Origin of the sequence: Polaromonas glacialis (genome assembly GCF_000709345.1) — a bacterium.
Lineage (GTDB): Bacteria > Pseudomonadota > Gammaproteobacteria > Burkholderiales > Burkholderiaceae_C > Polaromonas > Polaromonas glacialis.
On sequence record NZ_KL448323.1, the window covers coordinates 671,739 to 698,146 of the forward strand.

Sequence of the window (26,408 nt, forward strand, 5' to 3'; positions counted from 1 at the left end):
CCGCCTGCGCAGTTGCCGATGCGCCTGGCGGCACTGTCCTACCGCGTGAGACACCCAATGGGTTCCCGGAGAATTTCGAAAGGTCGTATCCTGCTTGCCTGTCCAGCAACAAGGCACGCTGCCCCATGTTTATTATCGGAATCGGAACGGCCACGCCTGCATTGCGCTACACGAAAGCCGAGTGCCTGGACGCTTTCCGGCATTCCGCATGGTTTGAAAGGCTCGATGCCCGGGCGCACTTGGTGGCGCGCACCGTGCTGCAGCGCGACAACGGCATCGAAGCGCGCCGGCTGGCCGTCGGTTCACTCGCCGATGTGTTCCGCATCGACCCCGACACCCTCCACAGACGTTTCCTGGACCATGCGCCCGCGCTGGCCGCCGAGGCAGCGGCGCGCGCCCTGGCCAGCGCCGGATGCCTTGCGCAGGACATGGATGCGGTGGTGGTCAGCACCTGCACCGGCTACCTGTGCCCGGGCCTCTCAAGCCATGTGGCCGAGCGGCTTGGCCTGCGGCCCGATGTCCAGGCCTTCGACCTGGTCGGCCAGGGCTGCGCGGCGGCGCTGCCGAATCTGCAACTGGGCGCTGCGCTGCTCAAATCGGGTGCCTGCGAGCGGGTGCTGTCGGTCTGCGTCGAGGTCAGCAGCGCCGCGATGTACCTCGACAACGACCCCGGCGTGCTGATCAGCGCCTGCCTGTTCGGCGACGGCGCCGGCGCGGCGGTGCTGTCGCGCAGGCCTGGCACGGCCGGCCGGCAGGTCGAATGGAAGGACAGCGCGTCGCTGCTGGTGCCTTCCCGGCGCGATGCCCTGAAGTTCGAGCAGCGTGCCGGCATGCTGCGCAACATCCTGACGCGCGAAGTGCCGGCGCTGGCGGCCGATCATGCGCAGCAGGTACTTGGCACCGTGCTTGATCGGGCAGGCCTGGGCCGCCAGGACATCAGCGCCTGGATCATGCATGCGGGCGGCCGCGATGTGCTGCTGGCGCTGGAGCGCCGCCTGGAACTTGCGCCGTCCGACCTGCGCTACAGCGCCGCCATGCTGCGCGAGTACGGCAACCTGTCCAGTGCCTTTGTCTATTTCGTGCTGCAGGCCGCGCTGCAGGACCATGCGCCTGGCGGCTGGTGGTGGCTGTCGTCCTTTGGCGCAGGCTTTAGCTGCCACGGCGCATTGCTGGAAGTCCAGGGCACATGATGACCCTGCCGCGGATCGTTGCCGCCGAAACGCTTGACGGACTGGCTGAAGACGACCCGGCGGCCATGCGCTCACGCCACGACCTCCAGCGCATCCACCGGCTCATGCGCACGCGCGGCATCATGGCGCGGGCGCTCCAGCGACTGCTGGCATCGCGTCCCGCAGGAGCGCCACTTCGCATGCTCGAACTCGGCGCGGGCGACGGCAGCCTGATGCTGGGCGTCGCCCGCGCGCTGGGATCGCGCTGGCCGGCGGTTGAAATCACGTTGCTCGACCGGCAGGACTTGGTCACCCCCGCAACCCTTGACGGCTATGCCCGTCTGGGCTGGACCGCCAGCACGCAGGTCATCGATGTGTTCGACTGGGCGTCGAGCCATTCGCCGGCCGTGCGTGAGCCGAGCGCGCGCTGGGATGTCATCGTCGCCAGCCTGTTCCTGCACCATTTCGAAGGCCCAGCGCTGGCCACGCTGCTGGCGGCGATTGAATCGCGCGCCCGGCGATTTCTGGCCTGCGAGCCGCGTCGTGCGCGGCTCGCCCTGGCAGGCAGCCATCTGGTCGGGGCGATGGGCGCCAATGCAGTGACGCGCCAGGACGCCGTGATCAGTGTCCATGCCGGTTTCCGCGACCAGGAACTCAGTGCGCTGTGGCCGGGAGGTCGGGCGTTCTGGGCCGTCAGCGAATCTCCGGCGGGCCTGTTCAGCCACTGTTTTCTGGCCGAACGAAGCGGTCTGGGCGGCGCTGGAGTGCCATTGTGAAGAACCGCTTCGACGCCATCATCATCGGCGCGGGGCCGGCCGGCTCGACCGCCGCCATCTTGCTGGCGCGGGCCGGCTGGTCGGTGGCGCTGGTCGAAAAACAGCGCTTTCCGCGCCGCAAGGTCTGCGGCGAATGCCTGGCGGCCAGCAACCTGCCGCTGCTCGATGCCCTGGGCATCGGCGCTGAATTCGACGCCAGCGCCGGGCCGGAACTGCGCCAGCTTGCGCTGATGCACGGACAGCGCACGCTCATCGCCGACCTGCCGGCGGCGGATCAGCCGAATCGCGCTTGGGGCAGGGCGCTGGGCCGCGAGACGCTCGACACGCTGCTGCTGGCGCAGGCCCGTGCCAGCGGCGCGGTAGTGCTGCAGCCTTGGTCGGTGCAGGCGCTCGACGGCGGCGCGGGCGACCCTTGGTGCGAAATCCGCGCCATCGGTTCGGACCACCGCGAGCGCCTGCACGCGCCGGTGCTGATTGCCGCGCACGGCTCCTGGGAACCGCTGCCCACAGGCCGGGCTGAGCGGCGTCTGGCGCGCCGGCCTGGCGACCTGTTTGCCTTCAAGGCCAATTTCCGCCATGCCCGGCTGGCGCCCGGCCTGCTGCCGGTGCTGTCGTTCGAAGGCGGCTACGGCGGCATGGTGCTGGCCGACCAGGGCATCACCACGCTGGCCTGCTGCATCCGCGAGGACCGGCTGGAAGCCTGCCGCCGCCAGTTCACGGGCCTGAGCGCGGGCGAAGCGGTCGAGGCCTATTTGAAACAGGCCTGCCACGGTGTTGCAGAGGCGCTCGGTTCGGCGCAGCGCGAAGGCGCCTGGCTGGCCACCGCGCCGATTGATCCGGGCATCAGACTGCGTGCGGGCGATGCCCTGTTTCGCATCGGCAATGCGGCGGGCGAGGCGCACCCCATCATCGGCGAAGGCATGAGCATGGCCATGCAGTCGGCCTGGGTGCTGTGCGCGCAGCTGCTGCGTCCGGCCGTGCCGCGCGACGGCTTGGCCAACGCCGCCTGGCAATCCGGCGTCCGCCGCCGCTACGCGGCCGAATGGCGCCGGCAGTTCGCGCCGCGCCTTCGACTGGCCGCTGGCCTGGCCCACCTGGCCATGCGGCCCGCCCTGACATCGCCATGGCTGGGGCTGCTGGCCCGCTGGCCTGGGCTGCTGACGCAGGGCGCGCGCCGGGGCGGCAAGGTTCGCTGCGCGATCAGCCCGGCCACCGTCAGCTGGCTGGCAGCGGGCGCCAGCGCACGATGCGCCAGGCCCGCTGCAGCGGCTTCCACCCATCTTGACCCTGGATAAAGCAAAGGAAAGACATGCCAAGCCCCACGACATTCGACCGGCTCTGCGCCATCCTGATGAAGGACTACAAGCTGGAAGCCGGACAGCTCACGCCAGACGCGCCGCTCGAAGCCCTGGGCATCGATTCGCTGGGCGTCGCCGACCTGCTGTTCAATATAGAGGACGAGTTCAGCATCAGCCTGCCGCCCGAGCCGGTGCAGTTGCTGACTGTCGGTGACGTGGCGCGCTTCATCGACGAACTGGTGGCAAGGCCGCAGGGCCAGGCAGACGCGCCGGCGGCCGCCTTGCCCCACACCATTTCCTCCCCCGCGCCGTGAGGCGGGTGGCCGTCACCGGCATGGGCGTGGTCTCGCCCCTGGGCCACGGCGCGGCAGAGGCATTCGCCGCCGCGCGCGCCGGCCGTTCCGCCATTCACCGGCTCGATGCTGCTTTCGCCCACCGGCTGGCCGCGCCGCTGGGCGCCACGGTGGCCTTCAATGGCGCCGAGCATTTCGACCCGCCCCAACTGCGCATGCTGGACCGCGTCAGCCAGTTCGCCCTGGTGGCGGCCCGCCAGGCGCTGGCCGATGCGCGGCCTGCGCTGGCGGAGGCGGAGCGCCACCGCGCCGGCATTTTCGTCGGCACCGGCATGGGCGGAATCGGCAGCATCGACGACGGCTACCAGACGCTGTACGGCGAAAATTCCGACCGTGTCAAGCCCTTCCTGGTCTTGACAGGCATGCACAATGCGCCGGCCGCCTGGATCGGCATCGAGCACAACTGGAGCGGACCGAACCTGAGCTATTCGACCGCCTGCTCGTCGTCGGCCGTGGCCATCGGCGAGGCCTGGCTGCGGCTGGCCCGTGGCGACATCGACCTCGCGCTGGCCGGAGGCGCCGAGGCGCCGCTGTGCTTCGGTTCCCTGAAAGCCTGGGAGGCGCTGCGAACCGTGGCCAGCATCGACACGGCCGACCCGTCTGCATCGTGCAAGCCTTTTTCAGAAAACCGCAGCGGCATGGTGCTGGGGGAGGGCGCGGCCATGCTGGTGTTAGAGCCGTGGGACCGTGCGCTGGCACGCGGCGCGACGATTCATGGTGAACTGGCGGGTTACGGCCTGTGTACCGACGCCGGGCACATCACCCGGCCCAGCGTGGAGGGCCAGGCGGCGACCCTGCGCGCAGCGCTCGAATCGGCTGGAATGGATGCGGGCGAGGTCGATGCGATCAATGCCCACGGCACCGGCACCCCGGCCAATGACGGCATCGAAACCGCCGCCATCAAGGCGGTGTTCGGCAGCCGCGCGGCGCGCATTCCGATCAGCGCGACCAAGGCGCTGCACGGCCATCTGCTCGGCGCCACGTCGGCGCTGGAATGCGTGCTGTCGCTCATGGCAATGCAGCATTCGGTCGCGCTGCCGACGATGCACCTGCAGCAGGCCGATCCGCAATGCGACCTGGACTATGTGCCCAACGCCGCCCGCGAGGGCGTTGCGGTGCGCAGCATGCTGTCCAGCTCGTTTGCCTTTGGCGGAACGAATGCGGTGCTGGCGTTGCGGGCTGCGGGTTGAAAAATATAGCCGAAAAGGCCTTTTGCGCAATACCGGTGTGCGCTGAAAGCTATTGAATAAATAGCAATCAAGCCGTCCTGGGCGCTTTCGGCAAACGCCCCATCAGGTAGAACTCCGGGTTCGGCTGCATGCCGCTGAAGCTCGCCATGCGGTTCGACAGGCCGAAAAACGCGGTGATCGCGGCAATGTCCCAGGCGTCCTCGTCGTCAAAGCCGTGGGCCTGCAGCGCCTCGAAGTCGGCATCCTCGATCTGGTCGGACTGCAGGCAGACCTTCATCGCAAAGTCGAGCATCGCGCGCTGGCGCGGCGTGATGTCGGCCTTGCGGTAGTTCACCGCCACCTGGTCGGCCACCAGCGGCTTTTTTTCATAAATCCGCAGGATGGCGCCGTGTGCCACCACGCAGTACAGGCAATGGTTGGCGGCGCTGGTGGCGGTAACGATCATCTCGCGCTCGCCCTTGGTCAGGGTACCGGTCGGGTTGGAGCCTTCTTCAATCAGCATCAGCGCATCGTGGTAGGCAAAAAATGCGCGCCACTCGGCCGGGCGGCGTGCCAGGCCCAGAAACACGTTGGGGATAAAACCGGCTTTTTCCTGCACGGCCAGAATGCGCGTGCGGATGTCTTCGGACAGGCTGGACAGGTCGGGGGCGGGGTAGCGGGGCGGTGCGGACATAGGGGTTTCCTGTGGGGATCAATCTGGGGGTGGCCTTTGAGATTAACCCTGAAACCTGACCGCGTGTGCCGCCAATGACGCAACCGCCAGCCAGCCCGGGCAAACCCGGAGCCAAGTGGCGGCTGCGCTGTGCAGGGCGCTTGCATGCGCCGTTTTCAGATCACGCCAGGTCGTAGCGGTCCAGGTTCATCACCTTGGTCCAGGCCGCGATGAAGTCACGCAGGAAGACCTCGCGCGAATCGCTGCTGGCATAGACCTCGGCCAGCGCCCGGAGCTGCGAGTTGGAGCCGAACAGCAGGTCGACCACCGTGCCGGTGAGCTTGAGTTCGCCAGTTTGCCGGTTGCGGCCTTCCAGCACAAATTCGGCATCGGCGGACTTCTGCCACTTCGTGTTCATGTCCAGCAGGTTGACGAAGAAGTCGTTGGTCAACTCGTCGGTGCGCTCGGTGAACACGCCGTGCTTGGCCCCGCCGACATTCGCGCCCAGGGAGCGAAGGCCACCGATGAGCACCGTCATTTCCGGCGCGGTCAGCGTCAGCAGGTTGGCCTTGTCCACCAGCTGACCGGCCACGGTGGCTTCGTGCCCGGAGCGGGCGTAATTGCGAAAGCCGTCCGCCATCGGCTCCAGCACGGCAAAGGCCGCCACGTCGGTCTGCGCCTGCGAGGCGTCGGTGCGGCCCGGCGAGAAGGGAACGGTCACGCTGTGGCCCGCCTTCGTCGCGGCGGCTTCAATGGCGGCACCGCCACCCAGCACGATCAAATCGGCCAGCGAGACCTTTTTGCCGCCGGATTGCGCCGCGTTGAAGGCATGCTGAACGCCTTCCAGCGTGGCCAGCACACGGGCCAGCGCTGCCGGCTGGTTGACTTCCCAGTCCTTCTGCGGGGCCAGGCGGATGCGCGCGCCGTTGGCGCCGCCGCGTTTGTCGCTGCCCCGAAAGGTCGATGCCGACGCCCAGGCGGTGGTGACCAGCTGGGAGGTGCTCAGGCCGCTGGCGAGCAGCGCGGACTTCAGGGCAGCCACGTCCTGCGCGTTGACCAGCGGGTGGTCGACGGCGGGCACCGGGTCTTGCCAGATCAGTTCTTCCGCGGGCACCAGCGGGCCGAGGTAGCGCGCGACCGGGCCCATGTCGCGGTGCGTCAGCTTGAACCAGGCGCGCGCAAAGGCGTCGGCGAATTCCTGCGGGTTCTGCATGAAGCGGCGCGAGATCTTCTCGTAGGCCGGGTCCATGCGCATCGCCATATCGGCGGTGGTCATCATGGGCGCGTGGCGAATGCCGGGGTCGTGCGCGTCGGGCACCGTACCGTCGCCGGTGCTGCCCACGGGCTTCCACTGGTGCGCGCCGGCCGGGCTCTTGGTCAGCTCCCACTCGTAGCCAAACAGGTTCTCGAAGTAGCCGTTGTCCCACTGCGTCGGGTGGTCGGTCCAGGCGCCTTCAATGCCGCTGGTGGTGGTGTGCACGCCGTGGCCGGTTTCAAAGCTGTTGATCCAGCCCAGGCCCATGTTTTCGATGGCCGAGCTTTCGGGCTCTGCGCCGATGTGTTTGACATCCACCGCGCCGTGGCTTTTGCCGAAGGTGTGGCCGCCAGCGGTCAGCGCCACGGTTTCCTCGTCGTTCATGGCCATGCGGGCAAAGGTTTCGCGGATGTCGCGTGCCGAGCCCAGCGGGTCAGGCTGGCCGTTCGGGCCTTCCGGGTTCACATAGATCAGGCCCATCTGCACCGCCGCCAGCGGGTTGGCCAGCTCGCGGTCGCCGCTGTAGCGCTCGTCGCCCAGCCAGGTGGTCTCGGAGCCCCAGTTGATGTCTTCTTCCGGCTCCCACACATCCGGGCGGCCGCCGGCAAAACCAAAGGTCTTGAAGCCCATCGACTCCATGGCGACGTTGCCGGTCAGGATGAACAGGTCGGCCCAGGACAGCGTGCGGCCATATTTGGCCTTGACCGGCCAGAGCAGCCGGCGCGCCTTGTCGAGGTTGCCGTTGTCGGGCCAGCTGTTGAGCGGCGCAAAACGCTGCTCCCCGCTGCCGCTGCCGCCGCGTCCGTCGAAGGTGCGGTATGTGCCTGCGGCATGCCAGGCCATGCGCACAAAGAACGGGCCGTAGTGGCCATAGTCCGCCGGCCACCAGGCCTGCGAGTCGGTCATCAGCGCATGCAGGTCCGCCACCACGGCGTGCAGGTCCAGTGTCTTGAATGCTTCGGCATAGACAAACTCGTTGCCCATCGGGTTGGACATTTCTGATTGCTGGTGCAGCACCTTCAGGTTGAGCTGCTCCGGCCACCAGTGCGAATTGGTGCGCATGGGGGCGGCGGGTTTGGCGCCGGCGTGCGGGAAAGGGCATTTCGTTTCGGTTGTCATGGGCTCTTTCTGGGTATGGTTGCAACTGCTGGAAAATGTCAGTTTAGGGATGAACTGTTGATAGTCAAAATAATTTCTTATAATTACATCGATAGTTTTAATTGAAAAATGAAAAGCGGCCTGTGCAGGCCTGGCGCTCAACAATCGCTGGGCTGTCAGGCCCAGGCCAGGCCTTGACCATTTTGTGGTTACGCTTTGCCCTGCCTTCACCTGCCCATCACTCACTGAAATTCCAACATGACAGAACCTCTGCACAAAGAATGCGACGCTGGCCTGGCCCTTCGCAAACAAGTCATGGGCGAAGACTTCGTTGCCAAAGCCCTGGGCGGCATGACCGACTTCACCCGGCCCATCCAGGAACACATCACCGCCAAGGCCTGGGGCGATGTCTGGCAGCGGCCCGGCCTCGACCTCAAGACCCGCAGCCTGATCACCGTGGCCATGCTGACGGCGCTGGGCAAGCAGAACGAACTCAAGGGCCACCTGCGCGGCGCGCTCAACAACGGCGCCACGCCGGCCGAGCTGCAGGAAGTGCTGCTGCATGCAGCGGTCTATTGCGGCGTGCCGACGGCGGTCGAGGCCTTTCGCACGGCTGCCGAAGTGGTGGAAGGCCCGAAGAAGGACTGAAGGCGGATCACGCTTCTCCGGTCGCATCGCAATCCTGCAATTTCAAGGTTTTTAGTGCTGCTGCGCAATACCCATGCGCTTTTCAAGCTATTGAAAAGCTAGCAGCCTCGGTAAAAAGCCATTTCCCGTCGCGTCATCCTGGCCCGACATCCCGGCGGAGAATGTGGACTACGGGCCACCTCGGCCTGCGGGAACATAATGGTTTTTCCCTTCCGCCTTTTTGGCGGTGTCACCACGCAGCACGGCCGCCTGGCCAGATGCTGTGCTTTCTCCAGAAAAGGAAACAGGCAGATGCAAATTCAGATCAACTCCAACAACAGCATTGAAACTGGCGAACCGTTCGAGCGCTGGGCCACGGCCGAATTGAATGCATCCTTCAGCCGTTACAAGGACGACATCACCCGCATCGAAGTCCACATGAGCGACGAAAACGGCGAAAAGGTCAGCCCCGACCACACGCGCTGCATGATGGAAGCCCGGCTGGCCAACCGCGAGCCCGTCGCGGTCAACCACCATGGCGCCAACCAGGACGAAGCCTTCCGGGGCGCCAGCGACAAGCTCAAGCGCGTGCTGGAACACACCCTGGGCAAGCTGCGCGACCACCGCGCCCGCGAATCGATCCGGCGCGAGCCCGACCTCGACAACGCCTGAACGGCTCAAGCCCCTGGCAGGCGGCAAGTGCCTGTCAGGGCACGGCGCTCAATCCCCGCCCATCAGCCTTTGCACCAGGTCGGCCGTGGTCGATGCCTTGAACTTGCGCATCAGGCGCGCGCGGTAAATCTCCACTGTGCGGTGGCTGATGGTCAAGGCGCGGCCGATCTCCTTGGAGGTCAGGCCGCGCATCAGGTGGGCCGCCACCTCGCGCTCTCTGGCCGTCAGTTCGGCCGTCACCGGACGGCTGGCACTCAGGTCTTCAAACGTCCAGATGCCCGATTCATGCGGCGCATTGCGGTTCAGCGCCCGGCCCGTGACGTGGCACCAGAAAGTTTCGTCCTTGCATCGCCCATCGACACGCTTCATGATGCGGTTATCGGAATACATGCCGGTGGCATTCAGGATGGGAAGCATGCGCGCGCCGATGCGCTCGTACTCGTCGGCGCTCGGGTAGAGAATAAGGAAGGACTGGCCCACCAGCCGTTCGCGCGTGGTGCCGAACATTTCGCAGACATGCTGGTTGCAATCGAGAATCGAGCGGTTGCGCGACAAGACAAGCCCTACCGGTGCCAGATCGAAAGCCAGTTGGTAATCCGTTGACATCAGGGCAAACCTTTAAGAGAAACTACGTAGCGCAATAAGTAGTATCGTAATGGACTTAGGATAGGCATGCAAAACGGCCTGAAGGCTGAAAGAAACAAGGAGACATTTTTGTGAAAAAACTTTTTCCCTCCGCCGCGGAAGCCCTCAAGGGCGTCGTCAAGGACGGACAACTGCTGGCGGTCGGCGGCTTTGGCCTGTGCGGCATTCCCGAGGCGCTGATTGATGCGCTGCGCGATACCGGCGTCCAGAAGCTGACGGTGATCTCCAACAACGCCGGCGTCGACGGCTTTGGGCTGGGCAAGCTGCTGGAGACGCGCCAGATCAAGAAAATGATTTCGTCCTATGTGGGCGAGAACAAGGAGTTCGAGCGCCAGTACCTGGCCGGCGAACTCGAACTCGAATTCACGCCGCAGGGCACGCTGGCTGAAAAGCTGCGCGCCGGCGGCGCCGGCATTCCGGCCTTCTTCACCAAGACCGGCGTCGGCACCCTGGTGGCCGAAGGCAAGGAACTGCGCGAGTTCGACGGCGAAACCTACGTCATGGAACGCGCCCTGGTGCCTGACGTGGCACTGGTCAAGGCGCACCGGGCCGACAAGTCGGGCAACCTGCAGTTCCGCCTGACTGCCCGCAACTTCAACCCGGCCGTGGCCATGGCGGGAAAAGTCTGCATCGTCGAGGTGGAAGAGATCGTGGAAACCGGCGACATGGAGCCCGATCAGGTGCATCTGCCGGGCATTTACGTGCATCGCATCGTGCACAACCCGAACCCTGAAAAACGCATCGAAAAACGCACCGTGACCGAAGCGCCGGTCGATGCCGCCGCCGCCAAGGTCGAGGCCCAGGCGGCCATTGCCCAGGCGGCAGTCATCACCGCCGACGAACCTGCGCCAACCACCATCAAGGCCGCCAGCGGCCAACAAGGAGCCTAAAAGCATGCCGTGGACCCAAGACCAAATGGCGGCCCGCGCTGCCCAGGAACTCGAAGACGGTTTCTACGTCAACCTCGGCATCGGCATTCCGACGCTGGTTGCCAACTTCGTTCCCAGCGACAAGGAAGTCTGGCTGCAGTCCGAGAACGGCATGCTGGGCATCGGCCCGTTCCCGACTGAAGATGCGGTGGACGCCGACCTGATCAACGCCGGCAAGCAGACCGTGACCACGCTGCCGGGTTCGTCGATCTTCGGCAGTCATGACAGCTTTGCGATGATTCGCGGCGGCAAGATCAACCTGTCGATCCTGGGCGCGATGCAGGTCAGCGAGCAGGGCGACCTGGCCAACTGGATGATTCCGGGCAAGATGGTCAAGGGCATGGGCGGCGCGATGGACCTGGTTGCCGGCGTCAAGCGCGTGATCGTGCTGATGGAGCATGTCGCCCGCAAGAAAGACGGCACCGTGGACATGAAAATTTTGCCCCAATGCACGCTGCCGCTGACCGGTGTCGGCGTGGTGGACCGCATCATCACCGACCTGGCGGTGATGGATGTGACGCCGCTGGGCCTGAAGGTGGTAGAGCTGGCGCCCGGCGTGACCCGCGAGCTGCTGCAGTCGAAGACGGGCGTGACGCTGGTTTGAATTTCAGCGCCTCATAAAAAAAGGCCCGCGAGGGCCTTTTTTTGCGTCTGGAGCGGGTGAAGGGAATCGAACCCTCGTATGAAGCTTGGGAAGCTGCCGTTCTGCCATTGAACTACACCCGCGATAGCCCGGATTATAGGAGCAAGCCGCCAACGCCTCCCCAAACCTTATTTTGCAAGGAAAATACGGCTTTTGCGCAGGCTGGTATTGCTTGAGTTGCTATTAAATCAGTAGTGCCAGGCTGCTTGAATTTGCCTCTGCGGACCGCAGCGGTTTGCTTTGCGGCCGGCCTTTTTACTTGTTCATGTCACCCATGCACAGGTATTTCATCTCCAGGTACTCTTCCATGCCGTGGCTGGAGCCTTCGCGGCCCAGGCCGGACTGCTTGACGCCGCCAAACGGCACATGCTCGGTGGCGATCACGCCGGCGTTGATGCCGACCATGCCGTATTCCAGCGCTTCGGCCACGCGGTAGATGCGGCCGATGTCGCGGCTGTAGAAATAGCTGGCCAGTCCGAATTCGGTGTTGTTGGCCGCGTCAATCGCTTCCTGCTCATGCGTGAAGCGGAACACTGGCGCGAACGGGCCAAAGGTTTCTTCCCGGGCGCACAGCATGTCGGCGGTCGCCTCGGAAATCACCGTCGGCTCGAAGAACTGGCCCTCCAGCTTGTGGCCGCCCGCCAGCAGCTTGCCGCCCTTGGCGAGCGCGTCCTGCACATGTCGCTGCACCTTTTCAATCGCCGCATCCTCGATCAGCGGGCCCTGGCCGACGCCGTCCTCGAAGCCGTTGCCGACCTTGAGCAGTTTCACCTTTTCGGCGAACTTGTGAACGAACTGGTCGTACACGCCTTCCTGCACATAGATGCGGTTGGCGCACACGCAGGTCTGGCCGGCGTTGCGGTATTTGCTGGCCATTGCGCCCTCGACGGCCGAGTCGATGTCGGCATCGTCGAACACGATGAAGGGCGCATTGCCGCCGAGCTCCAGCGACAGCTTCTTGATCGACGGCGCGCTTTGCGCCATCAGGATGCGGCCGACTTCGGTGGAACCGGTAAAGCTGATGTGGCGCACCACGTCGCTGGCGCAAAACACCTTGCCAACCTCAGCGCTGTCGTCGGTCGTGAGGATGTTGAGCACGCCCGAAGGAATGCCGGCGCGCACGGCGAGCTCGGCTGCCGCCAGCGCGGTCAGGGGCGTGAGTTCGGCTGGCTTGATGACCACCGTGCAGCCTGCGGCCAGCGCTGGGGCGACCTTGCGGGTGATCATGGCCAGCGGGAAGTTCCACGGCGTGATGGCCACACACACGCCGATGGGCTGCTTGAGCACCATCAGGCGGCGGCTGTTGTCAAACTGCGGCAGGGTTTCGCCGTTGACGCGCTTGGCTTCCTCGGCAAACCATTCGACAAAGCTGGCGCCGTAGGCCACTTCGCCCTTGGCCTCGGCAAAGGGCTTGCCCTGCTCGGCGGTCATGATGCGCGCCAGGTCTTCCTGGTTGGCCATGAGCAGCTGGAACCACTTCATCAGGATGGCGTGGCGTTCCTTGCCGGTCTTGCTGCGCCAGGCGGGCCAGGCGGCATTGGCGGCGGCAATCGCCGCTCTAGCGTCGGCCGTGCCCAGGTTGGCGACGTCGGCGAGTTTGAGGCCGTTGGACGGGTCGTACACGTCAAACCGCGAAGCGCCAGCCAGCCACTGGCCGTTGACCAGTGAATCGGTCTTGAGCAGGCTGGGGTCGTTGAGCAGCGAAAGGGGAGAGGTTTTCATGTCCATGGATGTTCTTTCTGAAGGGCTGGCCGCTCCTGCAAGGGCGAAGCGGCCGGGGGGTCGAAATCAGCCAGCAAGAATACAGCGCGAAGCTGGTTCGTGTTGCCGAAGGGTGTTACCGGTAGTGAACGCCGGGCAGCACGCAGAGCATTTCATACAGCAGGTTGGCGCCCAGCAGGGCGGTGTTGCCCGACGTGTCATAGGGCGGCGACACCTCGACCAGGTCGGCGCCGACCAGGTTCAGGCCCCGGCAGCCGCGAATGATCTCCAGCGCCTGCGGCACGCTCAGCCCGCCGACCTCGGGCGTGCCGGTGCCGCCCGCAAAGGACGGGTCGATGCCGTCGATGTCAAAGCTCAGGTAGCAGGGCGCCTGGCCGATGGACTCGCGCACCCGGGCCATCAGTGGCGCGAGCGACTGGTACCAGACCTCGTGCGCCGGCACCACGGTGAAGCCCTGCTGGCGCGGCCAGTCGAAGTCGTCCATGCCGTAGCCGGTGCCACGCAGGCCGATCTGCCAGACCTTGCTGCCTTGCAGCAGGCCTTCTTCCACGGCGCGGCGAAATGGCGTGCCGTGCGCGATGCGCTCGCCGAACATGTCGTCGTTCACATCGGCATGCGCATCGACATGCACCAGCGCCACCGGCCCGTGGCGGCTGGCCAGGGCGCGCAGGATGGGCAGCACGATGGTGTGGTCGCCGCCCAGCGTCAGCGGAATGCAGCCGGTGTCGATGACGGGCCGGTAATGCTGCTCGATGATCTCGACGGATTTTTCAAGGTTGTAGGTGTTGATCGCCACGTCGCCCAGGTCGGCGACCTGCAGCGCGTCGAAAGGCGCGGCGCCGGTGGCCATGTTGTAGGGACGGATCAGGCTCGATTCGGCGCGGATCTGCCGGGGGCCGAAGCGCGCGCCGGGCCGGTGGCTGGTGCCGATGTCCAGTGGCACGCCGATGAAGCCGGCGTTCAGGCCATGAGCCTCGCTGCGCATCGGCAGGCGCATCATGCTGGCCCAGCCGCCGAAACGCGGCATGGCGTTGCCGCTCAAGGGTTGGTTGAAGGTCATGAATCTCCGTTCTCAAAAAAGTGAGGGCCAAAACGCCTTGGGTTCAGCCTGAAAACAAATATCAGGCATCAAAAAGGCCATTTGCGCACGTCTGGCAAGCGCGAGAAGCTATTGATTTAGTAGCAAATGTCACCCGGGCGGATTCCACGCCATGACGCTATTTCTTCACGCGTCCGCGCAGCCATTCGAGCGTCATCATCAGGCAGGCGGTGAACAGGATGAGCAGCGTCGCCACAGCGGCAATCGTCGGCGAGATGTTCTCTCGGATGCCGGTGAACATCTGGCGCGGCAGCGTCGTTTGCGTCGGACCGGCCAGGAACAGCGTGACGACGACCTCGTCGAACGACGTGGCAAAGGCAAACAGCGCGCCCGAGATCACACCCGGCGCAATCACCGGCAGCGTGATGCGAAAGAAGGTCTGCAGCGGCCCGGCGCCCAGGCTCAGGCTCGCTTTGACCAGGTTCTGGTTGAAGCCCTGCAGCGTCGCCATCACGGTGGTGACGACAAACGGTGCGCCGAGCGCGGCATGCACCAGCACCAGCCCGGTGTAGGAGTCGGACAGGCCGATCTGCGCGAAGAACAGGTAGGTGCTCACGCCCACCACCACGATGGGCACGACCATCGGCGAGATCAGCAGGGCGGTCAGCAGGCCCTTGCCGGCAAACTGCGCCCGCGCCAGGCCGACGGCGGCCATCGTGCCCAGCGCCGTGGCCAGCAAGGTGGCCAGCGGGGCCACGATGAAGCTGTTGCGCGTGGCCCGCGCCCAGTCCTGGGAAGCAAACAACTCCTCGTACCAGCGCAGCGACCAGCCCGGAATCGGGTACGACAGGAAGGACGAGTTGCTGAACGACAGCGGAATGATGACGATGATCGGCAGCAGCAAGAACAGCAGCACCGCGCCGCACAGCACGCGCAGGCTGTACCAGCCGAGCTTGTCCAGAGCCGTGTAGTAGGCGGGGAAAACAGGAACAGCGGAAAGTTTCATGGTGTTCAGCCCAGGCTCAGTTCGGCTTTGGCAAAGCGGCGGTACACCGCATACAGGATCAGCGTGGTGGCCAGCAGGACCGAGCCCAGCGCGCAGGCCATGCCCCAGTTCACGTCCACGTTGGTGTACTGGGCGACGTAGTAGCTCAGCATCTGGTCGGCCGCGCCGCCGAGCAGGGCCGGCGTGACGTAGTAGCCAATCGAGGTGATGAACACCAGCAGGCCGCCGGCGGCCACGCCGGGATAGGTTTGCGGCACATACACCCGGAAAAACGCGGCCAGCGGCGAACTGCCCAGCGACACGGCGGCGCGAACGTAATTGCCCGGCACCGACTTCATCACGCTGTAGAGCGGCAGGATCATGAAGGGCAGCAGGATGTGAACCATGGCAATGATGACACCCAGCCGGTTGAACAGCAGCGGCACCGGCTCGCCGGTCAGGCCGGTGAACATCAGGAAGCGGTTGACCAGCCCGTTGGTCTGCAGCAGCACGATCCAGGCGGCGATGCGCACCAGCACCGAGGTCCAGAAGGGCAGCAGCACCAAAATCATCATCAGGTTGGCCTTGCGCTCGTTCAGCGTGGCCAGCCAGTAGGCCAGCGGATAGCCCAGCAAAATGCAGATCAGCGTGACCACGGCGCTGATGGAAAAGGTGCGCACCAGGATGTCGCTGAACGCGGCTTCCTCGGCGCCGACGCGCACCACATGGCCTTGCGCATCGCGTTTCAGATCGACCGAGGCCAGCAGGTAGTCAGGGGTCCAGCGCGAGCTGTTCTTGGCAATCGCCCACCAGTAGGGCAGTTCGGCCCAGCGCGGGTCGTGGGCCAGCAGTTTTTCTTTCGCCTGCGGCGGGCTCAGCTTGTCGCCCAGCGGCAGGGCGCGGTAGGTGCCCATGATCAGCGAGCGGGCGCCGCTGACTTCGCTGTTCAGGCGCCGGGCCAGCACGCCGGCCTGCGCGGTTTCGGGAATGGCCGCCAGGTCGGCCAGCAGCGCGCTGTAGGCGGCATCGGGCGGCGCTGCCTTGCGGTCCCAGCCGGCCAGCGCATCGCCGGTCCGGCTCAGGGTGCCGGCGACTTCCGGGTTTTCGACCGCCCTGACGAGCAGGGCGCCCAGCGGCACGAGGAAGGTGACCGCCAGGAAGATCAGCAGCGGAAGGGTCAATGCAATGGCGCGCAGCCGCTTGCGGCGCTCCACCCGTCGCAGTTGGTCGGCCAGGGCCGGTCCGGGGGTGCCATCGATCACCAATGGCATCGTGGGAAGGGAGGCCGTCGCGCTCATTGCATGGGTCCTTTGCTTAGCCGGCGCTTATTGCGCGGACCAGGCCGCGAAACGCTTTTCGAGCGCTTCACCCTGGTCGGCCCAGAAGGAGATGTTGAACTGCAGCGCGTCCTTGCTGTTGGCGGGCGAGGTCGGCAGCAGCGCCAGCACCTTGGCATCGAGCTTGGCCAGCGCCTTGTTGTTGGTCGGGCCGTAGGAGATGTTGCGGGCGTACTCGGCCTGCGCATCGGGGCTGGAGGCCATGCTGATGAATTTCAGCGCCAGGTCCTTGTTCGCGCCGCCCTTGGGCATGACCCAGTAGTCCAGGTCGTAGATGCCGCCGGTCCAGGTGATGGCCAGGTTCTTGCCTTCGCGCTGGGCGGCGTCGATGCGGCCGTTGTAGGCGGTGGTCATGGTCACGTCGCCGGCGACCAGGAACTGCGGCGGCTGCGCGCCGGCTTCCCAGAACTGGATGCTTGGCTTGAGTTCGGTCATCTTCTTGAAGGCGCGGTCGGCGCCGTCCTTGGTGGCCAGCACCTTGTACACGTCGGCGGTCTTCACGCCGTCGGCCATCAGGGCGAATTCCAGGTTGTAGCGCGCGCCTTTGCGCATGCCGCGCTTGCCGGGAAATTTCTGGGTGTTCCAGAAATCGGCCCAGGTGACAGGCGCGGTCTTGAGCTTGTCGGCGTTGTAGGCCATGACGGTGGACCAGATGAAGGTGCCGACGCCGCATTCATGCACGGCAGCGGGCTGGAAGTCGGCCTTGTTGCCGACCTTGGACCAGTCAATCTTCTCGAACAGGCCTTCGTCGCAGCCACGGTTCACGTCCGGGCTTTCAACCTCGACCACGTCCCAGGTGATTTTCTTGGTCTCGACCATGGCCTTGATCTTGGCCTGCTCGCCGTTGTATTCGACCTGCTGGATCTTGCCGGCGCCCGATTTCTCGAAAGCCTCGAAATAGGCCTTTTTCTGCGCGGCACCGTTGGCGCCGCCGAAATTGACCACGGTCAGCTGGTTCTGGGCCAGCGCCGGCAGGCATACACCGGCTGCAATGGCAATGATCAGGGGCTTGAGTTTCATCGGGAATTCCTTTGGTGGGAGGTTGGCAAGGGTGAAAGAAAACGGGGGAATTGGGCAGGAACGCAGCTCATCGGTACATGCGCAGGTGCTCGACCGGCGCATGGACGTGGATGGTCTGGCCGGGCTCGGGCAACTGGTCATGGCCCAGCGGCATCTTGATGGTCGCGTCCGGCTGGCCGGGCAGCTCACAGCGCAGGCGCAGATGGTCGCCAAAATAGATCACGTCCAGCACCTTGCTCTGGAAGGTGTTGGCGCCAGCGGCTTCGGCAATCTTCAGGCGTTCAGGCCGGGTGCCGCACTGCACCGTGTCGCCGACGCCGCAGGTGTTGACATTCAGGCCGCGCAGCACCACGCCGCTGGGCAGGCGGACCTCGCAATGCGCGCCGTCCAGCCGGGTCACTTCGGCATCGAGCACCGTGCTGTCGCCGACAAAGCCTGCCACGAAGCGGTTGCTGGGTGTTTCATACAGGTTGCCCACCACGTCGATCTGCTGGATCGCGCCGTCGTTGAACACCGCGACGCGGTCGGACATGGTCAGCGCTTCGGTCTGGTCATGCGTGACATAGACAAAGGTCACGCCCAGCCGACGATGCAATGCCTTGAGTTCGATCTGCATGTGCTCGCGCAGCTGCTTGTCGAGCGCGCCCAGCGGCTCGTCCATCAGCACCAGTTGGGGGTCGAACACCAGCGCGCGGGCCAGTGCCACGCGCTGCTGCTGGCCGCCGGAAAGCTGGCCGGGGTAGCGCCCGCCCATGCGGCCGAGCTGCACCATGTCCAGCGCCTGCAGCACCTTGGCCTCGCGTTCGGCCTTGGGCAGCTTGCGCACCGTCAGCGGATAGGCGATGTTCTCGGCCAGCGTCATGTGCGGGAACAAGGCGTAGTTCTGGAACACCATGCCAAAGTTGCGCTTGTGCGGCGGCGTGCGGGTGATCTGCCGGCCGTTCAGCATGATGTCACCCGCTGTAGGCGACTCGAACCCGGCGAGCATCATCAGGGTGGTGGTCTTGCCCGAGCCCGAGGGGCCGAGCAGCGAGAGGAATTCGCCTTTGCGGATGTCCAGGTTCAGGTCACGAACGACAAGGTTGATGCCGTCGTAGGTCTTCTGGACGCCGGTGAAACTTACCAGTGTGGAGGTGCTTGTCATTCGTAGGGGGCCTGATTCTGGAGGGCTAAGGGCGGTCGCCGTGCCGAAAACGTGGGTGCAACTTGCATGCCATGGCCAATATCGGGAGGCGGCGCATGGCATGCATGAAGCATCATGGACCGATCAGGCGGCGGCGTCAAAGCAGGCGGCCATGACGGCCAGGCCTTCGTCGAGCAGCGCGTCGCTGGCGGTCAGCGGCACCAGAATGCGGATGACGTTGCCGTAGGTGCCGCAGGTCAGCAGGATCAGGCCGCGTGCCGTGGCTTCGGCCGTGATGCGCTTGGCCAGGTCGGCGTCGGGCTGCTTCACGTCGCCGTTCTTGAACAGCTCGATGGCCACCATGGCGCCCATGCCGCGCACGTCGCCGATGCAGGTGTGATTCACGGCCATGGCCTTCAGCGCTACGGTCAGGCGTTCGCCCACGTCGCGGCTGCGCTGCAGCAGGTTTTCCTGGTCGAACACATCCAGCACGGCGAGTGCGGCGGCGCAGGCAATCGGGCTGCCGGCGTAGGTGCCGCCCAGGCCGCCGGGTGCGGCCGCGTCCATCACTTCGGCGCGGCCGACCACGGCGGAGATCGGGAAGCCGCCAGCCATCGACTTGGCCATGGTGATCAGGTCGGGCGCCACGCCGCTTTGCTCCACCGCAAACCAGGTGCCGGTGCGTCCTGCGCCGGTCTGCACCTCGTCGCAGATCAGCAAGATGCCGTGCGCATCGCACAGGGCGCGCAGGCGCTGCAGCATCTCGGGCGGCGCCACGGTGAAGCCGCCTTCGCCCTGAATCGGTTCGATGATGATGGCGGCCACGCGCCTGGCCTCGATGTCGTTCTTGAAAATTGCTTCGATTGATGCAATGGAATCATCGACCGTCACGCCGTGCAGCGCGTTCGGGAAGGTGGCGTGAAAGACCTCGGCCGGGAAGGGACCGAAACCGGCTTTGTACGGCACTACCTTGCCGGTCATGGCCAGCGTCAGCAGGGTTCGGCCGTGGTAGCCGCCGGAAAAGCAGATGACGCCCGAGCGGCCGGTGGAGGCGCGGGCAATCTTGATGGCGTTCTCGACCGCTTCGGAACCGGTGGTCAGGAACAGCGTTTTCTTGGCGAAGTCGCCCGGCGCCTTGGCATTGATGCGCTCGGCCAGCTCCACATACGGCTCGTAGGCCAGCACCTGGAAGCAGGTGTGCGTGTACTTGTCGAGCTGGTCCTTCACCGCCTGGATGACGGCGGGGTGGCGGTGGCCGGTGTTGAGCACGGCAATGCCGCCGGCAAAATCGATGAAGCGCCGGCCTTCGACGTCCCAGATTTCCGCGTTCTCGCCGCGTGCAATGAAGATCTGGTGGCTGTGGCCCACGCCGCGCGGGATGGCGGCCTCGCGGCGGGCGAACAGGGCGGCGTTGGTCAAATGAGGTTCACGGTGCATGGGAAACATCCTTTTCGGTGGTTGAAGTCCGGGCTCGCCATCGGCTGCCGAGCGTATGCCTGTACTTTACGGACGGCTGCCGGGCGTTACCATATACAGATAACCCCTGCTCGGCGGTGTACTGTGCTGCCAGCACCACCTGTACATACAAACCCTTTGCCCCTTGTTGGGGCCAGCCCCTTCCATGTTCGTACTTGATCCCCAGTCAACCGTCGCGCTGGTCACCCAGATCGTCGGGGGATTCCGCCAGATGGTCGATGATGGTGCATTGCGCCCCGGCGCCAAGCTGCCGTCCATCCGCCAGTTCGCCCATGCCCACGGCGTGAGCGTCTACACCGTGGTCGATGCCTACGACCGGCTGGTGGCGCTCGGCTATTTCCAGTCGCAGGCCAACTCCGGCTTCTTCGTGCGCAGCCGCGTCAGCCCGGCCGCACTGCCCTTGGGCGCCTCAAGCCAGTACAGCTTTGACTCGATGTGGTACCTGCGCCGCATTTTTGAAAACCGCGCGCTGCGCAGCAAGCCGGGCTGCGGCTGGCTGCCCGGCGACTGGCTGTTCACCGAAGGCATGCGCCGCAGCCTGCGCAACCTGGCCGCCGAGGATGTGGACTTGGGCGGCTACGGCGAGCCCAAGGGCTACCTGCCGCTGCGCCAGGTGGTGCGCGACCTGCTGGCCAGCCGCGAGATCGTGGTGAATGCCGAGCAGGTGCTGCTGACCCAGGGTTCCAGCCAGGGCCTGGACCTGGCCGCGCGCCAGCTGGTGCGGCCGGGCGACGCCGTGCTGGTCGATGAGCCGGGCTATGCCAACTTGCTGTTCTCGCTGCGCTTCCTGGGCGCCCGGCTGGTGGGCGCGCCGCGCACCCCGGCGGGCTACGACCTGGAGACGCTGGAAGCGCGCATCATCCAGCACCGGCCCAAGGTGTTCTTCACCCAGCCCCGCCTGCAAAGCCCGACCGGCTCGACCGCCGTGCTGTCGCATCTGCACCGGGTGCTGCAGCTGGCCGAAAAATACGACTTCATGGTGGTGGAAAACGACATCTACGCCGACCTCGACCCCGAGTCGCGGCCGTCGCTGGCCAGCCTGGACCAGTTGAAGCGGGTGATCTACATCAGCAGCTTTTCCAAGACCATCTCGCCCAACATCCGCGCCGGCTACCTCGCGGCCAGCCCCGAGGTGCTGGAAGACCTGGCGCGGCTGAAGATGATCTCGGGCCTGACCTCGTCCGAGTTCACCGAGCGCCTGGCCTATGGCGCGCTGGTGGACGGCCGCTGGCGCAAGCACCTCAAGACGCTGCGCGACCGGCTGGCGCTGGGCCAGCGGCGCCTGGCCAGCCTGCTGCTGGCGATCGGTTTCGAGCTGTTCAGCGAACCCAAGGCCGGCATGTTCCTGTGGGCGCGCCACCCGGCCATCCAGAATGCCGGCGAGCTGGCCTACAAGGCGGCGGAGCAGGACATCCTGCTGGGGCCGGGCCACCTGTTTTCGGTCGATCTGGAGCCCAGCCCGTGGCTGCGCTTCAACGTGGCCTGGTCCGACGACGATGCCTTGCTGCGTTTCCTCGTGACCCTCAAAGCCGCCTAAAATCAGCCGCTTGCCTGCATCCGCAGCGGCCCGATCCTGTTCCCTGCCATTTCCTGAGAGTTGAACCCATTCCATGAGCACACCCGACTTCACCGTTGCCGACATCCGCAAGACCTTCCTCGACTTCTTCGCCTCCAAGGGCCACACCGTGGTGCCCTCCAGCTCGCTGGTGCCGGGCAACGACCCGACGCTGATGTTCACCAACTCCGGCATGGTCCAGTTCAAGGACGTGTTCCTCGGCACCGACAAGCGCCCCTATGTGCGCGCCACGTCGGTGCAGGCCTGCCTGCGCGCCGGCGGCAAGCACAACGACCTGGAAAATGTCGGCTACACCGCGCGCCACCACACCTTCTTCGAGATGCTCGGCAACTGGAGCTTTGGCGACTACTTCAAGCGCGAGTCGCTCAAATGGGCCTGGGAGCTGCTGACCGAGGTCTATAAACTGCCGGCTGACCGCCTGCTGGCCACCGTCTATGAAGAGGACGACGAGGCCTACGACATCTGGACCCAGGAAATCGGCCTGCCGCCCGAGCGCGTGATCCGCATCGGCGACAACAAGGGCGGGCGCTACAAGAGCGACAACTTCTGGATGATGGCCGACACCGGCCCGTGCGGCCCGTGCAGCGAAATCTTCTACGACCACGGCGACCACATCCCCGGCGGCCCGCCCGGCAGCCCGGACGAAGACGGCGACCGTTTCATTGAAATCTGGAACAACGTGTTCATGCAGTTCAACATGGATGAAACCGGCGCCGTCACGCCGCTGCCGGCGCCCTGCGTCGATACCGGCATGGGGCTGGAGCGCCTGGCAGCCATCCTGCAGCATGTCCACAGCAACTACGAGATCGACATTTTCGACGCGCTGATCAAGGCCGCCTCTCGCGAAACCGGCGAAACCGACCTGGGCCACAAGAGCCTGCGCGTGATTGCCGACCACATCCGCGCCACGTCCTTCCTGGTCAGCGACGGCGTGAACCCGTCGAATGAAGGGCGCGGCTACGTACAGCGCCGCATCGTTCGCCGCGCGATCCGCCACGGCTACCTGCTGGGCAAGAAGACGCCGTTTTTCCACAAGCTGGTGGCCGACCTGGCCGGGCTGATGGGCGATGCCTATCCGCGCCTGGCGGCCGACGCGCCGCGCATCACCGCCGTGCTCAAGGCCGAGGAAGAGCGCTTTTTCGAGACGCTGGAAACCGGCATGCAGATTCTTGACGCCGCGCTGACCGATGGCGTGAAAGTGCTGCCGGGCGAAGTCGCCTTCAAGCTGCACGACACCTACGGCTTTCCGCTCGATCTGTCGGCTGATGTCTGCCGCGAACGTGGACTGAGCGTGGACGAGGCCGGTTTTACCGTGGCCATGAACCAGCAAAAAGCCCAGGCCCGCGCCGCCGGCAAGTTCAAGATGGACCGCGCCCTCGACTACACCGGCACCGGCAACGTCTTCACCGGCTACGAACACCTCGAAGAAACGTCAAAAATCATAGCTATCTATGCAGACGGGACCAGCGTGGCAGCCTTGAGGGCCGGTCAAAGCGGCGTGGTCGTGCTGGACTCGACGCCGTTCTACGCCGAAAGCGGTGGCCAGGCCGGCGACGAGGGCGAACTGATCAGCGGATCCGCCAAGTTCGCTGTCAGCGACACGCTCAAGATCAAGGCCGACGTGTACGGCCACCACGGCACGCAGGCCGAAGGCACGCTGGCCGTGGGCGATCATGTCAGCGCCCGCGTCAATGCGGCCGTGCGCGCCGCCACCGTGCGCAACCACAGCGCGACGCACCTGATGCACAAGGCGCTGCGCGAAGTGCTGGGCACGCATGTGCAGCAAAAGGGCAGCCTGGTCAACGCCGAACGCACCCGTTTTGACTTCGCGCACAACGCGCCGATGACCGACGCGCAGATCCGCGAGGTCGAAGCCATCGTCAATGCCGAAATCCTCGCCAACATCGCCACCGATGCCAGCGAAATGGACATGGAATCGGCCCAGCAATCGGGCGCGATGATGCTGTTCGGCGAAAAGTACGGCGACTCCGTGCGCGTGCTCAGCATTGGTTCGAGCAAGGAACTGTGCGGCGGCACGCACGTCGGCCGCACCGGCGACATCGGCCTGTTCAAGATCGTGGCCGAAAGCGGCGTGGCCTCGGGCGTGCGCCGGGTCGAAGCCGTGACCGGCCAGAACGCGCTGGCTTATTTGCAGTCGCTCGAAGCCACCGTGCAGTCGGCCGCCGGAACGCTCAAGGCCAGCCCGTCGGAGTTGCAAAACCGCATCGGCCAGGTGCTGGATCAGGTCCGGTCGCTCGAAAAGGAAGTCGCCGCGCTCAAGGGCAAGCTGGCTTCATCGCAGGGCGACGAACTGATGGGGCAGGCGGTCGAGGTGAACGGCCTGAAGGTGCTGGCCGCCCGGCTCGAAGGCGCCGACGCCAAGACGCTGCGCGAGACCATGGACAAGCTCAAGGACAAGCTGAAAACGGCGGTCATCGTGCTGGCGGCTGTGGACGGCGGCAAGGTCCAGATCGCCGCCGGCGTGACGAACGACAGCACTGGCAAGGTCAAGGCCGGCGAACTGGTCAACTTCGTGGCCGGCCAGGTTGGCGGCAAGGGCGGCGGCAAAGCCGACATGGCCATGGCCGGCGGCACCGACCCGTCGGGCCTGGAAGCGGCACTCAAGTCCGTGCAGGAATGGGTCGCCGGGCGCGTCTGAAAAGAAGCCTGAAACGGTTCGGGCATCGGGTGACCTTGCCGTTTACAGGATTGCGTGTCCCATCACCGAGCGCATGCGTTGGCTTGCCTGGCAAACCATACGCAGTTTTGAACTGCATCGGATTGATTTGGAAACGAAATCAGGTGCGCCGTCCCCCCGCGCTGGCGGGGCAGGACAGGCGCTGCGCCTTAGAACGGCGCGTCGGGCACCGGGGCAGCCTCAACCTCGGGCACGGCGGCGCTGCCGGCCTTGATGCGTTTGGCCTTGAGCGTGGGCTTGGCGGCCGGCGCGGCTTCTTCACCACCTTCGGACGGGGCTTGCGCTTCGGCGTCACCCAGCAGTGCCTGGCGCACGCTGGCCTTGTCGCCGGCGCCGGCGAACTTGCTGTACTTGCCCAGCGTGCCGACCAGCTGGCCGTAGATGCGCGGATTGCCGGCGACGCATTCGCCATGGTCGATGAAATCGGACTCACCGGTGAAGTTGCCGATCAGGCCACCGGCTTCCGTGATCAGAAGCGAGCCCGCCGCCACGTCCCAGGGGTGCAGGCCGGTCTCGAAAAAGCCGTCGGTGAAGCCGGCCGCAACATGCGCCAGGTCCAGCGCCGCAGCGCCCGGACGGCGCACGCCAGCGCACTGGCTCATGACTTCGCCGAGCATGTTCAGGTAAGGCTTGAGCTTGTCGCCGGGGCGGTAGGGAAAACCGGTCGAGATCAGGCATTCCTGCAGGCGCGTGCGCTTGCCGACGCGGATGCGGCGGTCGTTGACGTAGGAACCACGGCCCTTGCTGGCGCTGTAGATATCGTTGCGGTTCGGGTCGTAGACCACCGCCTGCTCGACCTTGCCGCGCACGGCCAGCGCAATGCTGACGCAGTAGAACGGAAAGCCGTGGATGAAATTGGTGGTGCCGTCCAGCGGATCGATGATCCAGACGAATTCGGAGTCTTTCGCGCCATGCTCGCTGCCCGATTCCTCGGCCAGGATGCCGTGGCCGGGATAGGCGGTCAGCAGGGTTTCGATGATCGCGGCTTCGGCGGCCTTGTCGACTTCGGTGACGAAGTCGTTGGTCTGCTTGACCGACACGCGGACCGCCTCGACGTCAAGGGCGGCGCGGTTGATGAGGGCGCCGGCGGCGCGCGCAGCCTTGACGGCCACGTTGAGCATGGGGTGTAGATTGCTGGACATAAATTGTAAGAAAGAGCGGGCAGGAACTGCAAAACCGGGAACCGATGGCAGGCGACAATAGCGGATTTTACCGGCTTCGCCCGCCCGGCCCCGAATGACCCCGGCAGCCGGATTTTCGCGCTAGCGCTCCGGCCCCTTTTTATCCCCATGAAAACCCGCTTCATCCTGATCAACACCAGCCACGCCGGCAACGTCGGCGCCACCGCCCGCGCCATGAAAACCATGGGTTTTGACGACCTGGTGCTGGTCGCGCCGCGCTGGGAGAATGTGCTGCGGCGGGAAGAAACCATCCAGCGGGCCAGCGGCGCACTCGACGTGTTGAACAATGCGCGGATTGTTGAAACGCTCGACGAGGCGCTCGATGGCATGGCGCACCTGTGCGCCACCGCCATGACGCCGCGCGACTTCGGCCCGCCGACCCGGGCGCCGCGTGTGCATTTCGCCGAATTGCTGGGGACGTCCGGTTTGCTATCGAATGAAGAGCTGCAAGCGCCCGTCGATACTGCGAAAAAGCCCGATTCGGTTGCTTTTTTGTTCGGTTCCGAGCGTTTCGGCATGCAGAACGAGGACGTCTACCGCTGCCACGTCGCCCTGAGCATTCCGACCGATCCGAAATTTGGCTCGCTCAACCTGGGCGCGGCGGTGCAGCTGATTGCCTACGACTGGCGCGAAGCCCTGGGCGGCTTTGGCATTCAGGCCGCGCCTGAAGAACCCCGGCTGGCCGACGCCGCCGCCGTGGGCGGCATGCTCAGGCACTGGGAAGAAGCATTGATTGATATCGGCTTTCTCGATCCGGCATCGCCCAAGAAGCTGATGCCGCGCCTGAACCAGCTGTTCAACCGCGCGCAGCTCAGTCCCGAGGAAATCCACATCCTGCGCGGTGTGGCCAAGGCGATGATGCGCGGCGCGTCCGAGAAAACGTCTGCTGCGGCGGACAAGCCGCCCGCGCCAGCGGATACGCCGGCCAGCGCCTAAACTCCTTG

The 26,408-nt window shown here is 65.3% G+C and carries 23 protein-coding genes and 1 tRNA gene; 12 read left to right on the forward strand and 12 right to left on the reverse strand.

Annotated elements, in window-relative coordinates; genetic code table 11:
• Positions 1–125: 125 nt before the first annotated feature.
• Genes EC86_RS0103565 through EC86_RS0103585 form a run of 5 tightly spaced genes read left to right on the forward strand, consistent with a single transcriptional unit; the run spans position 126 to position 4,786 of the window.
• Positions 126–1,190: a 3-oxoacyl-[acyl-carrier-protein] synthase III C-terminal domain-containing protein gene (locus EC86_RS0103565; RefSeq protein ID WP_029524321.1), complete on the forward strand. Its 1,065-nt coding sequence runs from the start codon at positions 126–128 to the stop codon at positions 1,188–1,190.
• The gene (locus EC86_RS0103570; RefSeq protein WP_232229784.1) at positions 1,187–1,945 is read left to right on the forward strand and encodes a methyltransferase domain-containing protein; all 759 of its coding nucleotides are present in this window, start codon (positions 1,187–1,189) and stop codon (positions 1,943–1,945) included. The genes EC86_RS0103565 and EC86_RS0103570 overlap by 4 nt, the downstream gene beginning before the upstream one ends.
• Positions 1,942–3,240 (forward strand): NAD(P)/FAD-dependent oxidoreductase, encoded by a 1,299-nt coding sequence (locus EC86_RS0103575; protein WP_036771788.1) that lies wholly within the window; start codon positions 1,942–1,944, stop codon positions 3,238–3,240. The genes EC86_RS0103570 and EC86_RS0103575 overlap by 4 nt, the downstream gene beginning before the upstream one ends.
• A gap of 14 nt (positions 3,241–3,254) precedes the next feature.
• Positions 3,255–3,557, forward strand: coding sequence for an acyl carrier protein (locus tag EC86_RS0103580; RefSeq protein WP_051675707.1), 303 nt, complete (start codon positions 3,255–3,257; stop codon positions 3,555–3,557).
• Positions 3,554–4,786, forward strand: a complete 1,233-nt coding sequence (locus EC86_RS0103585; RefSeq protein WP_029524325.1) for a beta-ketoacyl-[acyl-carrier-protein] synthase family protein — start codon at positions 3,554–3,556, stop codon at positions 4,784–4,786. The genes EC86_RS0103580 and EC86_RS0103585 overlap by 4 nt, the downstream gene beginning before the upstream one ends.
• 67 nt (positions 4,787–4,853) lie before the next feature.
• Here the strand turns inward: EC86_RS0103585 and EC86_RS0103590 are convergent, their stop codons facing one another.
• The gene (locus EC86_RS0103590) at positions 4,854–5,459 is read right to left on the reverse strand and encodes a peroxidase-related enzyme (protein ID WP_029524326.1); all 606 of its coding nucleotides are present in this window, start codon (positions 5,457–5,459) and stop codon (positions 4,854–4,856) included.
• A 160-nt stretch (positions 5,460–5,619) separates the two neighbouring features.
• On the reverse strand, positions 5,620–7,812 hold the full coding sequence (gene katG, locus EC86_RS0103595) for a catalase/peroxidase HPI (protein WP_029524327.1): 2,193 nt from the start codon (positions 7,810–7,812) through the stop codon (positions 5,620–5,622).
• A 237-nt stretch (positions 7,813–8,049) separates the two neighbouring features.
• Here katG and EC86_RS0103600 point away from each other — a divergent pair, with 237 nt between their 5' ends.
• Positions 8,050–8,439 (forward strand): carboxymuconolactone decarboxylase family protein, encoded by a 390-nt coding sequence (locus EC86_RS0103600; protein WP_029524328.1) that lies wholly within the window; start codon positions 8,050–8,052, stop codon positions 8,437–8,439.
• 291 nt (positions 8,440–8,730) lie between these two features.
• Positions 8,731–9,090: an HPF/RaiA family ribosome-associated protein gene (locus EC86_RS0103605; protein WP_029524329.1), complete on the forward strand. Its 360-nt coding sequence runs from the start codon at positions 8,731–8,733 to the stop codon at positions 9,088–9,090.
• Between the two features lie 48 nt (positions 9,091–9,138).
• Here the strand turns inward: EC86_RS0103605 and EC86_RS0103610 are convergent, their stop codons facing one another.
• Positions 9,139–9,696, reverse strand: coding sequence for a PAS and helix-turn-helix domain-containing protein (locus tag EC86_RS0103610; protein ID WP_029524330.1), 558 nt, complete (start codon positions 9,694–9,696; stop codon positions 9,139–9,141).
• 110 nt (positions 9,697–9,806) lie between these two features.
• On the opposite strand from EC86_RS0103610, the gene EC86_RS0103615 reads away from it, so the two are divergent.
• The gene (locus EC86_RS0103615) at positions 9,807–10,625 is read left to right on the forward strand and encodes a CoA transferase subunit A (protein ID WP_029524331.1); all 819 of its coding nucleotides are present in this window, start codon (positions 9,807–9,809) and stop codon (positions 10,623–10,625) included.
• Between the two features lie 4 nt (positions 10,626–10,629).
• Positions 10,630–11,268 carry a CoA transferase subunit B gene (locus tag EC86_RS0103620; RefSeq protein WP_029524332.1) on the forward strand — a complete coding sequence of 213 codons (639 nt, stop codon included), beginning with the start codon at positions 10,630–10,632 and terminating at the stop codon, positions 11,266–11,268.
• A 48-nt stretch (positions 11,269–11,316) separates the two neighbouring features.
• Here the strand turns inward: EC86_RS0103620 and EC86_RS0103625 are convergent.
• The 8 genes from EC86_RS0103625 to gabT form a co-directional block, all read right to left on the reverse strand.
• Positions 11,317–11,390 (reverse strand) — tRNA-Gly (locus EC86_RS0103625).
• Positions 11,391–11,562: 172 nt separating this feature from the next.
• The gene (locus EC86_RS0103630) at positions 11,563–13,035 is read right to left on the reverse strand and encodes an NAD-dependent succinate-semialdehyde dehydrogenase (RefSeq protein ID WP_029524333.1); all 1,473 of its coding nucleotides are present in this window, start codon (positions 13,033–13,035) and stop codon (positions 11,563–11,565) included.
• A gap of 109 nt (positions 13,036–13,144) precedes the next feature.
• Positions 13,145–14,089 carry an agmatinase gene (gene speB / locus EC86_RS0103640; RefSeq protein ID WP_029524334.1) on the reverse strand — a complete coding sequence of 315 codons (945 nt, stop codon included), beginning with the start codon at positions 14,087–14,089 and terminating at the stop codon, positions 13,145–13,147.
• 157 nt (positions 14,090–14,246) lie between these two features.
• Entirely contained in the window at positions 14,247–15,074 is an 828-nt protein-coding gene (locus tag EC86_RS0103645; protein WP_029524335.1) for an ABC transporter permease, read from the reverse strand.
• Positions 15,075–15,079: 5 nt separating this feature from the next.
• Positions 15,080–16,351 carry an ABC transporter permease gene (locus tag EC86_RS0103650; RefSeq protein WP_029524336.1) on the reverse strand — a complete coding sequence of 424 codons (1,272 nt, stop codon included), beginning with the start codon at positions 16,349–16,351 and terminating at the stop codon, positions 15,080–15,082.
• 27 nt (positions 16,352–16,378) lie between these two features.
• Entirely contained in the window at positions 16,379–17,410 is a 1,032-nt protein-coding gene (locus EC86_RS0103655; RefSeq protein ID WP_029524337.1) for an ABC transporter substrate-binding protein, read from the reverse strand.
• Positions 17,411–17,477: 67 nt separating this feature from the next.
• Entirely contained in the window at positions 17,478–18,554 is a 1,077-nt protein-coding gene (locus EC86_RS0103660) for an ABC transporter ATP-binding protein (RefSeq protein ID WP_029524338.1), read from the reverse strand.
• 123 nt (positions 18,555–18,677) lie between these two features.
• Positions 18,678–19,970, reverse strand: a complete 1,293-nt coding sequence (gene gabT / locus EC86_RS0103665) for a 4-aminobutyrate--2-oxoglutarate transaminase (protein ID WP_029524339.1) — start codon at positions 19,968–19,970, stop codon at positions 18,678–18,680.
• Between the two features lie 184 nt (positions 19,971–20,154).
• On the opposite strand from gabT, the gene EC86_RS0103670 reads away from it, so the two are divergent.
• Both EC86_RS0103670 and alaS read left to right on the forward strand, forming a co-directional pair.
• Positions 20,155–21,546, forward strand: a complete 1,392-nt coding sequence (locus tag EC86_RS0103670) for an aminotransferase-like domain-containing protein (protein ID WP_029524340.1) — start codon at positions 20,155–20,157, stop codon at positions 21,544–21,546.
• 73 nt (positions 21,547–21,619) lie between these two features.
• On the forward strand, positions 21,620–24,244 hold the full coding sequence (gene alaS / locus EC86_RS0103675; protein ID WP_029524341.1) for an alanine--tRNA ligase: 2,625 nt from the start codon (positions 21,620–21,622) through the stop codon (positions 24,242–24,244).
• 188 nt (positions 24,245–24,432) lie between these two features.
• Here the strand turns inward: alaS and EC86_RS26895 are convergent, their stop codons facing one another.
• Positions 24,433–25,425: an inositol monophosphatase family protein gene (locus EC86_RS26895; protein WP_051675709.1), complete on the reverse strand. Its 993-nt coding sequence runs from the start codon at positions 25,423–25,425 to the stop codon at positions 24,433–24,435.
• A gap of 147 nt (positions 25,426–25,572) precedes the next feature.
• Here EC86_RS26895 and EC86_RS0103685 point away from each other — a divergent pair, with 147 nt between their 5' ends.
• Positions 25,573–26,400, forward strand: a complete 828-nt coding sequence (locus tag EC86_RS0103685; RefSeq protein ID WP_036771793.1) for an RNA methyltransferase — start codon at positions 25,573–25,575, stop codon at positions 26,398–26,400.
• The last annotated feature ends 8 nt before the right edge of the window (positions 26,401–26,408 follow it).

Bases quoted from the DNA above. Each gene is read 5' to 3' on its own strand.
- EC86_RS0103565 (WP_029524321.1), top strand. From the start codon at position 126: ATGTTTATTATCGGAATCGGAACGGCCACGCCTGCATTGCGCTACACG.
- EC86_RS0103570 (WP_232229784.1), top strand. From the start codon at position 1,187: ATGATGACCCTGCCGCGGATCGTTGCCGCCGAAACGCTTGACGGACTG.
- EC86_RS0103580 (WP_051675707.1), top strand. From the start codon at position 3,255: ATGCCAAGCCCCACGACATTCGACCGGCTCTGCGCCATCCTGATGAAG.
- EC86_RS0103590 (WP_029524326.1), bottom strand. From the start codon at position 5,459: ATGTCCGCACCGCCCCGCTACCCCGCCCCCGACCTGTCCAGCCTGTCC.
- katG (WP_029524327.1), bottom strand. From the start codon at position 7,812: ATGACAACCGAAACGAAATGCCCTTTCCCGCACGCCGGCGCCAAACCC.
- EC86_RS0103600 (WP_029524328.1), top strand. From the start codon at position 8,050: ATGACAGAACCTCTGCACAAAGAATGCGACGCTGGCCTGGCCCTTCGC.
- EC86_RS0103605 (WP_029524329.1), top strand. From the start codon at position 8,731: ATGCAAATTCAGATCAACTCCAACAACAGCATTGAAACTGGCGAACCG.
- EC86_RS0103610 (WP_029524330.1), bottom strand. From the start codon at position 9,696: ATGTCAACGGATTACCAACTGGCTTTCGATCTGGCACCGGTAGGGCTT.
- EC86_RS0103620 (WP_029524332.1), top strand. From the start codon at position 10,630: ATGCCGTGGACCCAAGACCAAATGGCGGCCCGCGCTGCCCAGGAACTC.
- EC86_RS0103630 (WP_029524333.1), bottom strand. From the start codon at position 13,035: ATGGACATGAAAACCTCTCCCCTTTCGCTGCTCAACGACCCCAGCCTG.
- speB (WP_029524334.1), bottom strand. From the start codon at position 14,089: ATGACCTTCAACCAACCCTTGAGCGGCAACGCCATGCCGCGTTTCGGC.
- EC86_RS0103645 (WP_029524335.1), bottom strand. From the start codon at position 15,074: ATGAAACTTTCCGCTGTTCCTGTTTTCCCCGCCTACTACACGGCTCTG.
- EC86_RS0103650 (WP_029524336.1), bottom strand. From the start codon at position 16,351: ATGAGCGCGACGGCCTCCCTTCCCACGATGCCATTGGTGATCGATGGC.
- EC86_RS0103655 (WP_029524337.1), bottom strand. From the start codon at position 17,410: ATGAAACTCAAGCCCCTGATCATTGCCATTGCAGCCGGTGTATGCCTG.
- EC86_RS0103660 (WP_029524338.1), bottom strand. From the start codon at position 18,554: ATGACAAGCACCTCCACACTGGTAAGTTTCACCGGCGTCCAGAAGACC.
- gabT (WP_029524339.1), bottom strand. From the start codon at position 19,970: ATGCACCGTGAACCTCATTTGACCAACGCCGCCCTGTTCGCCCGCCGC.
- EC86_RS0103670 (WP_029524340.1), top strand. From the start codon at position 20,155: ATGTTCGTACTTGATCCCCAGTCAACCGTCGCGCTGGTCACCCAGATC.
- alaS (WP_029524341.1), top strand. From the start codon at position 21,620: ATGAGCACACCCGACTTCACCGTTGCCGACATCCGCAAGACCTTCCTC.
- EC86_RS26895 (WP_051675709.1), bottom strand. From the start codon at position 25,425: ATGTCCAGCAATCTACACCCCATGCTCAACGTGGCCGTCAAGGCTGCG.
- EC86_RS0103685 (WP_036771793.1), top strand. From the start codon at position 25,573: ATGAAAACCCGCTTCATCCTGATCAACACCAGCCACGCCGGCAACGTC.